The organism is Paenibacillus vortex V453, from assembly GCF_000193415.1.
GTDB lineage: Bacteria > Bacillota > Bacilli > Paenibacillales > Paenibacillaceae > Paenibacillus_AQ > Paenibacillus_AQ glucanolyticus.
Genome location: NZ_ADHJ01000021.1, coordinates 1 through 12,611 on the forward strand (window position 1 = coordinate 1; position 12,611 = coordinate 12,611).

Annotated in this window: 9 protein-coding genes and 1 pseudogene; 6 read left to right on the forward strand and 4 right to left on the reverse strand. The window is 48.1% G+C overall.

Annotated elements, in window-relative coordinates; all coding sequences use genetic code 11:
• Positions 1–6: 6 nt before the first annotated feature.
• The 3 genes from PVOR_RS13050 (at position 7) to PVOR_RS13060 (ending at position 4,338) form a co-directional block, all read left to right on the forward strand.
• Positions 7–1,008: a hypothetical protein gene (locus PVOR_RS13050; protein WP_040680574.1), complete on the forward strand. Its 1,002-nt coding sequence runs from the start codon at positions 7–9 to the stop codon at positions 1,006–1,008.
• 122 nt (positions 1,009–1,130) lie between these two features.
• On the forward strand, positions 1,131–2,684 hold the full coding sequence (locus tag PVOR_RS13055) for an ABC-F family ATP-binding cassette domain-containing protein (protein WP_006209691.1): 1,554 nt from the start codon (positions 1,131–1,133) through the stop codon (positions 2,682–2,684).
• A 523-nt stretch (positions 2,685–3,207) separates the two neighbouring features.
• Positions 3,208–4,338: a ThiF family adenylyltransferase gene (locus PVOR_RS13060; protein WP_006209692.1), complete on the forward strand. Its 1,131-nt coding sequence runs from the start codon at positions 3,208–3,210 to the stop codon at positions 4,336–4,338.
• 143 nt (positions 4,339–4,481) lie between these two features.
• On the opposite strand, the gene PVOR_RS13065 is transcribed toward PVOR_RS13060, so the two are convergent.
• Complete coding sequence (locus PVOR_RS13065; RefSeq protein ID WP_006209693.1) at positions 4,482–7,796, reverse strand: discoidin domain-containing protein; 3,315 nt, start codon at positions 7,794–7,796, stop codon at positions 4,482–4,484.
• Positions 7,797–8,167: 371 nt separating this feature from the next.
• On the opposite strand from PVOR_RS13065, the gene PVOR_RS13070 reads away from it, so the two are divergent.
• Positions 8,168–8,887, forward strand: a complete 720-nt coding sequence (locus tag PVOR_RS13070) for a response regulator transcription factor (RefSeq protein WP_006209694.1) — start codon at positions 8,168–8,170, stop codon at positions 8,885–8,887.
• Positions 8,888–8,927: 40 nt separating this feature from the next.
• Here the strand turns inward: PVOR_RS13070 and PVOR_RS13075 are convergent, their stop codons facing one another.
• Together PVOR_RS13075 and PVOR_RS13080 are read right to left on the reverse strand one after the other, a co-directional pair.
• Positions 8,928–9,422 carry a C40 family peptidase gene (locus PVOR_RS13075; protein ID WP_006209695.1) on the reverse strand — a complete coding sequence of 165 codons (495 nt, stop codon included), beginning with the start codon at positions 9,420–9,422 and terminating at the stop codon, positions 8,928–8,930.
• A 265-nt stretch (positions 9,423–9,687) separates the two neighbouring features.
• Positions 9,688–10,332, reverse strand: coding sequence for a thiamine diphosphokinase (locus PVOR_RS13080; RefSeq protein WP_006209697.1), 645 nt, complete (start codon positions 10,330–10,332; stop codon positions 9,688–9,690).
• A 138-nt stretch (positions 10,333–10,470) separates the two neighbouring features.
• On the opposite strand from PVOR_RS13080, the gene PVOR_RS13085 reads away from it, so the two are divergent.
• Positions 10,471–11,118, forward strand: a complete 648-nt coding sequence (locus PVOR_RS13085; RefSeq protein WP_036638209.1) for a trimeric intracellular cation channel family protein — start codon at positions 10,471–10,473, stop codon at positions 11,116–11,118.
• 80 nt (positions 11,119–11,198) lie between these two features.
• A pseudogene (locus tag PVOR_RS13090) lies at positions 11,199–11,664 on the forward strand (low molecular weight protein-tyrosine-phosphatase).
• A gap of 158 nt (positions 11,665–11,822) precedes the next feature.
• On the opposite strand, the gene PVOR_RS13095 reads toward PVOR_RS13090, so the two are convergent.
• The gene (locus tag PVOR_RS13095) at positions 11,823–12,551 is read right to left on the reverse strand and encodes an alpha/beta hydrolase (RefSeq protein WP_006209700.1); all 729 of its coding nucleotides are present in this window, start codon (positions 12,549–12,551) and stop codon (positions 11,823–11,825) included.
• Positions 12,552–12,611: the final 60 nt, after the last annotated feature.

Genomic DNA, 12,611 nt, shown 5'->3' on the forward strand with positions numbered 1-12,611 from the left:
GATCGTATCAAACCCTTACCTATTTCTATTGATCTTGCCATCCTATTTACTGCGATCTTTTTCCCATTGTTTCTTATTATGGGTATGCGGTCTGAAAGCCTGGAGGATGTCCGGTATGTGGAAATGAAATACACGGCAGCTCTGCGCACAGCTGTACAAGATGGCGGAATGATGCTGAATGATAACGAAACACAGGCGAAGGAGTCGGCCTATGATTCCTTAAAATTTATGCGGGCCGATAAAGAGAAGGCGCTGGATTCCTTCGCCCGGACATTATATGTCAATATGGGGATTGCGGAAGATCCAGCTGCACAGGCTGCACTCTGGTGGTACATTCCAGCGATGGTTGTCCTCGATTATGACGGGTATTATCTGTATGTTTCGCAGACCTATTCGAGTGAACATGGCGAAGAGATCATGCAGCATAGATGGACACCGAAAATCCCTTACGCTTGGACCGATGATACCGGAAACAGCATCCGATTTACCTTGGATTCTTTTGTTCATGTATTTGAGTCCGGGCCTAATCGCTGGCAGTCTGGGTTTCGGAAGGACTTGATCGGTGAAACCGGTGTAGCGTTGCTGGATGATGAGGATATGTTTGAGCAAGTTCGTCGGATTACCATTATGAACACGATTCAAGATCAACTTGCTTATTACATCCAAAGACATAATCAGATCGCTCTGCGGAATGGTATATCGTATACATTCACGCTTCCTTTGATATCCCGGGAGGATTGGGTGAACACGATTGACGATATCGGTATTATGGCGTTTATCCAAGGCATTCCCGTAGGCGATCAGTACTACAATAATTATGCGCTTGGGGGTGGGAGACTGGTTAAAGCCCCTGTCTATTTCGGGGGTATAGATAGCAGAGGGCTGAAATACTATTATCGAGATGCCTGTCAATACAATTATCGTGTAGAAGAAGTGTTTCCCAATGCCAAGGAAGCAGCCGCTGCTGGATATCAAGAGAAAAGCTGCTATAATCCCGGTGTTATGTAATCCCTGAAAGTTGTAGTTTCGGCTGGACTCATGGATGTGATACAATAAACTCTTGACTGTGTACAATCCACTAAATTAACATGAAATAAGTTCATTTTATACAGACAGGAGTTACTATAGCCATGAGTTTATTGACTGTAGAGAACGTATCACACAATTTCGGGGATCGTACTCTATTTAAAAATGTATCCTTTCGTTTGCTCGCCGGAGAACATGTTGGTCTGGTTGGAGCAAATGGTGTAGGCAAATCAACACTAATGAATATTTTGACTGGCCAGCTGTTAAAAGATAGCGGCAAGGTAGAGTGGACACCGAAAGTGCGTTATGGATATCTGGATCAGCACACCAAGCTGACACCTGGGAAAACCGTTCGCGATGTGCTGAAGGATGCTTTCTTGCCCCTGCTGCAGCTGGAAACAGAAATGATGGAAATCACCAATAAAATGAGTGATGCCTCTCCAGAGGAGCTTGAGCTTTTGCTTGAGCAAATGGGTGAGATTCAGGAGCAGCTGGACATCGGTGATTTTTATATGCTGGATGTTAAGGTTGAAGAGATGGCGAACGGACTTGGGTTATCCGTGATTGGCCTCGACCGGGATGTTGCTACACTGAGTGGGGGGCAGCGTACGAAGGTATTGCTTGCCAAGCTTCTGTTGGAAAAGCCCAACGTATTGTTATTGGACGAGCCTACCAACTATTTGGATGTAGAGCATATCGACTGGCTCACCCAATATCTGAAGCAGTACCCTTATGCGTTCATGTTGATTTCCCATGATACCGAATTTATGAACCAGGTGGTCGATGTGATCTATCATCTGGAATTTGCGAAATTAACTCGCTATACAGCTAACTATGAGAAGTTTCTGGAAATGGCCGATATCAATAAGAACCAGCATATCGATGCCTACGAGAAACAGCAGGAGTTTATCAAGAAGCAGGAAGATTTCATTCAGCGGAATAAAGCCCGCTATTCCACTTCCGGTCGTGCAAAGAGTCGGGAGAAGCAGTTGGATCGCATAGAGCGGATCGACCGCCCAGAGGAAGCGGCTAAACCTGTGTTTAATTTTAAGGAATCCCGTGCCAGCGGCAAAACGGTGTTTGAGGGCGTGGACTTTGAAATTGGATACGACAGACCTTTACTTCCCAAAATGAGCATAACCATTGAACGCGGAGAGAAAATTGCGATCGTCGGCTGTAATGGCGTAGGTAAATCGACGCTGCTCAAGACGATATTAGGAAAAATCCCGGCACTCTCCGGCAAGACATATCAAGGCGATTTCCTGGTGCCTGCTTATTTCGAGCAGGAAGTTCGTGCGGGCAATATTACGCCGATTGATGATGTATGGAACGAATTCTCACACTTGAACCAGCATGAGGTTCGTGCTGCGCTCGCCCGGTGCGGGCTTAAGAATGAGCACATTACCCGCCCATTGAAGGCACTCAGCGGTGGTGAACAAGCGAAGGTTCGCCTGTGCAAACTCCTGATGCGTGAGAGCAACTGGATTCTGTTTGATGAACCGACAAACCATCTTGATGTTGTAGCTAAAGAGGAACTGAAGCGTGCATTGAAGGAATACAAAGGCACTATCCTGCTGGTTTCTCACGAGCCTGAATTTTATGAGGACTGGGTGACCAAGATCTGGAACGTAGAGGATTGGTCTACTCAGAATTCTTAAGAGCAGCGGGATGTATCATTCATCAAATTGCACTGAATAAGGGGTTACCTATAGAAGGACGAGCTGACTGCAGCTCGTCCTTCTTGGTATCGGTGGCAACCTCTGTGCCTTGTCAGGGTTCTAAAGTGTTCTTAATCCATGTACATTTGTGATATGCTAAAATGATGACGTAGCCGGGAGGGTAGGTTTACCAAGTGCCCAAATCCGTGCCCGTCAGCTCCGTCTATTGGTTGACGCATACGGTGTAGAACGATCCCGTAGACCGGCTCTGTTGGATAGGATAATTGACGTCGTTGTCAGGGAAACAGCCGAAGAAGCGATAGAGCAGCAGATAACGCGGGAGGCGCAAGGTCTTTTATGGGGAATGGCTTGGAGAGCACGGAGTGCTGCCTGGATTCTGCGTCATCGCTAGTATGCTGGAGAAGGCGCTGAATACCAAGTTATATTAAGATACGATGAGGCTGCCCATCCTCATGGGGGATGGGTATTTGTATGCAGAAATAGTTCATCAGGAGGAAAGGTCATGTCTGGATTCAGTGATAAGGGTGAGGGACCGATAAACATCAAACAGGTTTTCGATGCAGCAGCTGCGCAGGTCTCGGGCCGAAGCGATGCATTTTCGATAGAACGTGAGCACCGTTATTCCCGTCAAGAGCGATTTGCACCCTTTGGAAGCGAAGGACAGCAGCGGCTTGCAAGCAGTCATGTGCTTGTCCTTGGGGCGGGTGCGCTGGGGAGTGCCGTGGCGGAGACTCTGGTTCGCGCAGGAGTTGGGCACGTAACCATCGTCGACCGAGATTACGTGGAGTGGAGTAATCTGCAGCGTCAGCAGCTGTTCACCGAACAGGATGCAATCGACCGGCTCCCGAAGGCAATAGCAGCGGCTAAGCGGCTAACTGAGATTAATTCGGATGGTATCATTGATGGCATCGTGATGGATGTTCGTGCCCAAGAATTGTCGATCCTCTGCCAAGGCGCAGATTTGATAATGGACGCCACGGACAATTTTGAAACCCGGCTGATCGTGAATGATATCGGATTTAAGTTAGGGATCCCGTGGATTTATGGAGGGTGCGTGGGAAGTTCAGGAATGAGTTACACTTTTCTGCCGGGAGAAACCCCTTGCCTGAACTGTCTGCTCAGAACCATTCCTTTAGGCGGGGACACCTGCGATATAAACGGCATACTCCCCCAAGCGGTACAGATCGTAGCTGCCCATCAAACGATGGAAGCGATGAAACTGTTGTCAGGGCAAAGGAATGCCCTTAGAAAAAAGATGCTGTCATTTGACCTGTGGCGCAATGAGCGGGTGGAATTTGGCGTGGACCGTGCCAAGAAATCAGATTGTCCAACGTGCGGAGAGCATCCTGATTATCCATACCTGACCTCAGCGAATGTGGACAAAAGCGAAGTGTTATGCGGGAGAGATACGGTACAGATCCGACCTGCCAGACCATTACAGCTGGACCTTCACGAAGTAGCCGATCGATTGAACCGGCTTCAGCAAGGAAAAGCCACCGTAACTCCGTACATGATCATCTATCAGGCAGATCCCCATCGTCTCGTTATATTCGGGGACGGCAGAACGCTGGTCCATGGGACATCGGATTTAGCCAGAGCCAGAACGCTTTATCATAAATACGTCGGTGGATAATGACGAAAATTGCATGGGTGTAGAAATGTAAAATACAGTATGGGTGTAGAAACTAAACAAGAGGAGGCGCCTTATTCACGGCACCTCCTCTTGCTGCATTTTATTGCAGGATCAGATTAAAACCGTTCTGAATGAAGTACAGATTAGGATGAGCGATGTTTCGTGTGGTGAGATTGTTGAACGTCGCAGATCCATTCCCTGTATAAGTGTAGAGTCGCCGTCACCCCGGGATGACCGGGGTGGAGAACCGTGTAAGTTGTGATTCCATCAAGTCCTGTGCCGTCGATATTGATATGGTTAAATACGATGTTCTGGAAGCCTCCACCATAACCAAACTGCACAGCGCTGCGTTGGGTGTTCCGTATATCGATGTTGGTAAACGTGACATTTCGGATCGGATTATTCGATGCTTCCAGATCGATTGCACCACGCTCCCCGTTATACAGATCTTTACTGGTTCCACTACCTATAATGGTGGTGTCGGAGAACAGAATGCCCGTATTGTTCTGAAAATGGTATCCAGGGAACACGGTGTTCATTCGAATGCCGGAGCCGCCAACCGTGTCAACAATCAGGTTGTGAGTAGCCTTATGGCCGCTTCCTCCAAAAAATGCGATGGCTGCCGCACGCCAGTTGTTTTCGATGGTGTTGTAGGAGAACGTATTGTTGACGCCGGCAGGCGCGCCGTTCACGTTACTCGTCCACACGGCAAGTCCGTCGTCCCCGTTATTTCGAATACTGCTGTTACGTACGGTTGAATTGCTTGTTCCTTGAGCAAAATTGACGCCATCCGCGAGATTATTGCGGACACGGCTGTTCTCAATGATCAGTCCATCCGCGATTATCGCCGGAGTATGCGCATAATCCCCTACCCAGAAGCCGCATTCAAAATGCTCTACCCACACATTATGAATTTTGGAATTCGTGCCGAAGTTATCCATAAATCCTTTGTAGACGGCATTTTGATTATAACGCGACCTCAGATTTGAATTCAGGTAAATATGGCTGAAATCCAGCTGTCCTGTGACACGAAGCGATATTCCGCCTGACGCTGCATTCGGATTGGTGAATTGGATGTTTGTATGCCAGATGCCAGCGCCCATAATCTTGATATCATTGATCATGTTGCCAACGGATCCTACCTTCCACATGTTGCCCAAATGGAATGTTCCTTCCGGAATGTATAAGGTTTTGCCCGATGAAGCAGCAGCTTGAACCGCGGCTTCAAACGCTTGAAGGTCATCGTTGCCGTCGTTCGCTACAGCGCCGAGGTCTGTTACCGATACCGAATTGGCTGGTCGGGCGATAGCTGCAGGAACCGGCTCAATTTCGATGAAGTCGACACCATATTCCAGGTTATCGGCATTGGATTTCTGAATACGGATCTTGTCCCCTGGCTGGAGCGGAGTATCCATTTTCCAGTGTACTTCATCAAATCGGAAGAGGGGACGCCCGCCACCCGGTGCATCCTCAGGATGATCACTGGAGAAATACTGCCAGCTATAATAGGAAGACAACGGAATGGTTTTTTTCTTGGCTCCATTTACATAAACGTCAAGCGAGCCGTTCAATCCCATGCCGTTCGACGAGTCCGGCATCGTATATCTCATGGTTACGCCAGCGCCACCTTCGCCTTGTCTGACGGTCCACTCCAGGCTGGAGCCGTTAGAGGGAAGAGCTACGTAGCTTTGGCCAGAAGCTTCCGAGGCTGTCAGTGCTTGATCGAATGTCGGAGCTGTCTTTAGAATGGCACCGCCACCTTGGGCGGCATCATCCGTATCGTAACGGGTATACGGCATGCTTGCGCCGCGGGATGAATAAACGGACAGATTGGCCTGACTGACGTTATTCTCTCGTTTGACCGGTGCTTCATTCGCATCTGCTGCGACAGTTGTGGTTACTGTGTAGCTGCCATTTGCCGCTGTCCAGGTCCCTGGAATAGTGACGCTAGTGGATGCACCGGCAGCAAGCGTGCCATTATAGGCTCCATTTAAGGTTTGGATCGTTGATCCTGCAGGATTCTTCAGCGCGACTGAGATGGCATGGGAGCCGCTTGCAGAAGCTTTGTTCCCTTGGTTTTTAAGGTTAACGGTAAAAGCTACAGCATTACCTGCAGCGGGTGTAGTTGGAGTCCATTGTACCGTACCTACCAAATCGGAACTTTCCACAGGTGCGATGACCAGTGGGGAGGAATGCAAATAGCTGTTATTCTCTTTATTTTGTTCGATGATTTGATTATTTTCATCGACCTTTGCTCGGAGCGAATAGGAGGCAGCGGCATAGGTACCGGCCTGCAGCGAAACCGTGGTGGAAGCTCCTACTGCAAGCGCTCCTACCGCAGAAGTGCCAGCCAACGTGCTGTTCAGGTAGAAATTGACGGTTGTAGGCGGAGCTTCAACGCCGCCGATGTTTTTCACGATGGCCTGTAACGTAATTTGATCATTCTCAAGCGGTGAGTAAGGAGTCCAGGACAAACCGGTTATGGTTAGATCCGGATTCTGCGCGGGCTTGCCGTATACTTCGAATTCTGCAACCTGTCCGGCCGGTGCCCCGGAATTGGACGTAATGTTTAACTGCAGACGTTTCGCAGTTGCTGTGACCGGTATGGTTACCAAGTTGCCGGAAGCCGGATTAAACGTATAAGCTTGTGCCGAGACCAGATTACTGAAGTTAGTTGAACCTTGGTTATGCCCTAACACTTGAATGGTTTGGGTGCGAGTTCCCCACTCCGCCGACGGGTTTAGCTTTAATACGATCGAGGTAATCTCGTGGTCCGATCCCAGATCGAGTGTTAAAGAGCTTGGATTGGTTCCGCCCTCCCAGTATGTATGGATGTCGTTGTCGTTTGCATTGGATGCTACATACGTGAATGTGCTTGAAGAGGCGGTTACGGGTTTGCCAATCGAGATGTTGTCTCCCGTTGGAGGAGTTGACGGAGAGTCGGCAGATCCGTAAATTTCGAATTCGGACAGCTGCGCAGCGGGCCAAGTCGTGTTCCCTGTAACGTTCAGTCGGACATAGCGGGTGCTTGTTTCGTCAAAATGGAGGGTGACCGCGTTTCCTGTCCCGGATGGGCTGAACTCATAGTCCGCCGAATCTACAATACTCGTGAACGTTGAACCGTTCACACTCCCTTGCACAGACAGGGTTTGGCTCCGTGATTCCCAATTGGAGGGGAGCTTTAGCACGATCCGGTCAATACTCGTATTGGCGCCGAGATCGACTTGAATCCATTGCGGGAACGCTTGATTCGTGCTTTCCCAGTAAGTGCCCTGATTGCCGTCGTTGACGTTACTTGGGCTGTAGGTTTGGGACTGACCGCTTGCTGTTACGGGTTTGCCCAGTGACAGGTTGGTTTCACCTGCGGCCGAAACGGGAACGGCAGGCCCGGCAGTCGTAAACAAAATGGATATTAGCATGGTTACGACAAGGGGCCATGCTACGTGTTTGTTGCGCATGTTATTTTTCCTCCTTCATAAATGATTGATACCCGACGAAGGCGTGCGGTTCGTTGAAAAGAATGAAAACGATTTCAAGAAAATGCCCTTTTTCAGACTTGATTACCGGATGAGACTTACACCTCCGAACAATATGCGCGATGCGTTAGAAGCCCCCCTTTCGTGTTCATATATCCCATTATAAAAATAGATCCAATGAGAAGATAAGATGTAATTCTACGGAAATTGTAGGTGATCCCAGCATGAATTGGATAAATAAGGGTGCTTGAGAGACGATTTTGGTTACGGCTGTTAAAAATTTGAAACAGGACTGAAAGCAGGAACAAATAGACATACTTACAATATTAAGTGTTGAAAGCGGGGGAGAACCCGTGGAGAAAGTTATTTTGATTGCGGCGAATAATCAAGAGCGGGTTCAACAGCTCATGGAGAAACTCGGACAAGCAGGTTATAAGGTGACACATGCTTTAAATTACTCCGAGGTGGTCGCAGCGTTACAGCGCACAAACGCTGACTTGCTGCTCATGGATAGCAAGCTGCCGGGAATGAGTCATTTTAACCTTGTGCAACGGCTGACAGGCAGAGGGGAGCAGATTCCTATTATCGTCATTGGGAATGATGGTTCTGATGAAGCTATTCAAGCGCTGGAGTCTGGTGCCCACGACTATATTCCGAATGAATGGGACACCAGGGAATTGTTGGCGCGGATTTCCAATCTGTTGAGACTCTTTCAGACAGGTCGCAAGGAGCAGGATGAGATCATTCGCATCGGAGATCTGGCCATTGACCCTTTATGCCGAAATGTCACCCGGGAGAATGAAACGCTTGCACTTACTCATCGTGAATATGATCTGCTGCTGTTCTTGGCGAGAAGGCAGGGCCAGGTTTGTACGCGAGAGGACATATTAAGAGAAGTGTGGGATTATGATTTTCATACGGGGACCAATGTGGTCGATGTTTATATTCTTCATTTAAGAGAAAAAATCGATAAAGGACGCAGGCCTAAACTGCTGCGCACCATTCGGGGAATCGGATATAAACTCTTATCCCAGGATGAGATCGATGCAAACACAAAAGACCGTCTTCCTTGAGTGGAAGACGGTCTTCATTATTCTGATAGATAGTATTAAACTACAGTACGCGACGAGCTTTCAGGTACGTTTTGCTCCAGTTGCCTGTCAGGGTGGAGATTGTTACACCCGGTTTGCCGTAGGTGTGCAGAATTTTGTTATTACCCATGTAGACAGCAACGTGAGTTACGTTGCTACCATTGGCACGGCTTCCGCTTGAGAAAAATACCAAATCGCCTGCTTTCAGGTTAGATTTTGATACCGCTGTGCCAACTTTGGATTGGGCAGCTGATGTACGTGGAAGGTTTACTCCGTATTTCTTGAAAATATGTTTCATGAAGGATGAGCAGTCAAATACACTTGTAGTGGACGTGGATGCTCCAAATTTATAAGGTGTCCCCATATATTGTTTACCAAAGTTAACGACTTGAGTTCCTTTGCTTACTGATGCGGCTTCTACAGGAGCTGGCGGTGCAACCGTAAGGACTGCCCCTGCTCCCAATGTAGCGCTCAAGCTGATTACTACGGCCTTCTTAATCCAATTCTGTCGATTCATGTTGTATACCTCCAAGCAGTTTTGTTTTTGCGATGAACCGAGTATATCAGATTTGAAACCGTCTATATTTTGGATATTTGGCGCAAAGCGTTGGGACACAAGAAATGAAAGCGAATTATTAAAATATCATTAAAAGTTACAAAATATTAAGAAATAGTTCCATGTAATAGTTCCGAAACGAATAAAAACCCTTGATATACAAGGGTTTTTAACGTCGATTTAAGTTGTTAACAATTATCGATTAAAGATTACAAAAAAGTAACGATTAGCCATCCTTACTCTGAATGATGAGCAGCAAACCGCCCTCAATCCGGACCGTTCCCTTATCTTCAGCCAGCTTATTGCTGACCCCTAAGGATTGTCCCAATCGTAATGTGGCATCATGGAGAGGATACTCAAACCCCTCAAGATGGATGCCTGTCACTTCCGTTGTGAGCGGCAGCAGGGAGACATATGTAAACCCCTTGTTCTCGACAATGCAGCTCGTGCCTGTCAGTGTGATGAAATTGTTCTCATCTAATATAGAACATGAGATGTGATGCTGCAGTCCTCGAATCAGCATGTGGATGTTAGCGAGCGTATGATCCAGGCGCGAGCCTGTTGCCCCAAGAATCAATATGGATTCGGGGGATTTATCCAGTGCCAGGTCAAAGGCAAGCTCGGTATCGGTCAGATTTTTATCGATTGGGTCACAGTCAATTACCTTCTCGCTCATGGACCTTACGCGTTCCATCTGCTCTGGCGGAATGGAGTCGAAATCCCCCACAGACAGGTTGGGTCGAATGCCATGCTCAATCAGGTAAAGGGCTCCCCGGTCTGCCCCTATAATGAAGTCTCCGTTCTGGATCTCTTCCAGAAACCGTGGTGACAACTCCCCACCTGTAAAGATCAGGACGCGGGTATGCTTCATAGTAAATTCCTCCTTTTTTGAGAGAATTGCCATTGAACTCTAGTATAGAGCAGTTTTCATGCTTGCACAATTTTGATAGGCACGGCTACAATGTAATATGTAAAATTGACGGGGGAGCGGGGGAACTGAATTTTGGACATGCATGTGTTTGACGTATTCAGCATCATTGGCACCATTGCGTTTGCCATGTCCGGAGCTTTTGTAGCAATGGAAGAAGAATACGATATTCTGGGGGTTGTGGTGCTTGGTTTAGTCACAGCCTTCGGCGGGGGTATAATAAGGAATGTACTGATTGGCGTGCCGGTAACCACCCTGTGGGGTCAGGGGGATTTAATCGTACTGGCAATGATATCGGTATTCGTAGCGTTTGTGCTGCCGCTTGGTTTGATTCAGCACTGGAAGAAAACGGAGGCCTTGTTCGATGCTATCGGTTTATCTGCCTTTGCGATTCAGGGGGCCTTATATGCCACAGAGATGAATCACCCTCTTAGTGCAGTAATCGTGGCAGCCGTCCTGACAGGCAGTGGCGGAGGGATGGTCCGCGATCTTCTGGCAGGCCGCAAACCGCTAGTGCTGCGCGATGAGATCTATGCTGTCTGGGCCATGGCTGCAGGTGTCGCCATCGGTCTCGGCATCGCAACCAAGACTTGGCAGCTGCTCACACTATTTGCAGTTGTCATCCTGTTCCGGATGCTATCGGTGCTTTATAAATGGAGATTGCCGAGAAGGTCGCTTCACCGTGGAATAGGTCAGGCACCCAGCGGAAAAGAAGTAAGCTCGGGTTAATGGAGATGCAAACAAACGTTATTCGTGGGTAGAGAAGACACGCGAAGGACGATTTTTATATCGTAAAGGAGAGGGGAACTATGGTATCCGTCTTGTTTGTATGTTTGGGCAATATCTGCCGCTCGCCTATGGCTGAAGCGGTGCTGCGTCATAAGATTGTGCAGCGGGGGCTGCAGGTATCAGGTAAGCGTGGATTCAGCAGGAACAGGTGACTGGCATATCGGCAGCGTTCCTCACGAAGGAACCAGAAAGCTGCTGGACAGCTGGCGTATCAGCTATGAAGGAATGGTTGCGCGTAAAGTGGTCAGCCAGGATCTCGCGAACTTCGATTATGTAATCGGCATGGATGATTCCAACGTGTCGAATATGCGCAAACTATCCGGGGGCAACGACGCTGCGATTCTGAAGTTTATGAATTTGCTTCCGAATGAAAAGCTGCGCGAGGTGCCTGATCCGTATTTCACCGGAAATTTTGAGGAAGTGTATCGGCTCATTGATGCCGGGTGTGACATCTTACTGGACAAAATCATTGAAGAAAAGCTATAATCTTATTCGAACAAGCGGTGAGTCAGCCGCTTTTTTGACGAAAGCAATTGAAAGCGATGCCAAGAGAACGGACTGCTGAAAATAAAAGATGAACAATGCACATTCCATAAAAAATGCGCGATTGTTCATCTTTTTTTGCCAGTCGTGCTCGACTCGAATTAACCCAGGAAGTACATAAGCGCAGCAGGAAGCTCTTTTTGCCAGAAGCCCCAAAGGTGACGCCCGTCTTTCTCGAGATAAGATATCCGGGCACCCCGTTCCTCCAGCAGAGCCTTGGTTGAACGGTTCAATTCAACAAAATTATAGACACCTGTATCGGTTGTATAGTTGTCCTCTTGCAAGCCTACAATCATATAGATGTCGAGCCAGGACAAATCCGCTTCCTCCCGAATCATATCCTGGGACTTCTCATAGAAGGCACCGGACAAGCTGATGATTCTTGTAAAAAGCTGAGGGTAACGCAGGGCCAGATGCACGGAGACACTTCCGCCCAGGGAATCACCAGCGAGCACACGCTCGGAAGGCTCTCTGCGAACAGGATAATTTTGTTCAATGAAGGGAATAATCTCTTCGGCGAAGCAGGAAAGGTAAGCGTCGAATCGATTTCCGAACGGTGCATACTCTTCTGTGCGAACTTTCGTGTTCACTTCCACGCCTACAATGATGAACGGCTCGACGCCCTCTTCGAGAATGAGCTGGTTCGCCCATGTCGCGATGCGGCCGAAATTGAAAAATTCCTCTCCATCCTGACAATAAACAACGGGATAGCTGAGAATTTCATTGTAACCGGGAGGAAGATAGATGCGCAGTGTCCGATTTTCCTGCAGAAACTTGCTTTGTATTACTTCTTTAACGATGGTTCGCTTCAATAAACGTTCATTCGTCATCATTCGTCACCTTTTTCGGGTTAGTTTTTGAAATGCAGTAAACAATAAGTTAAAATTACC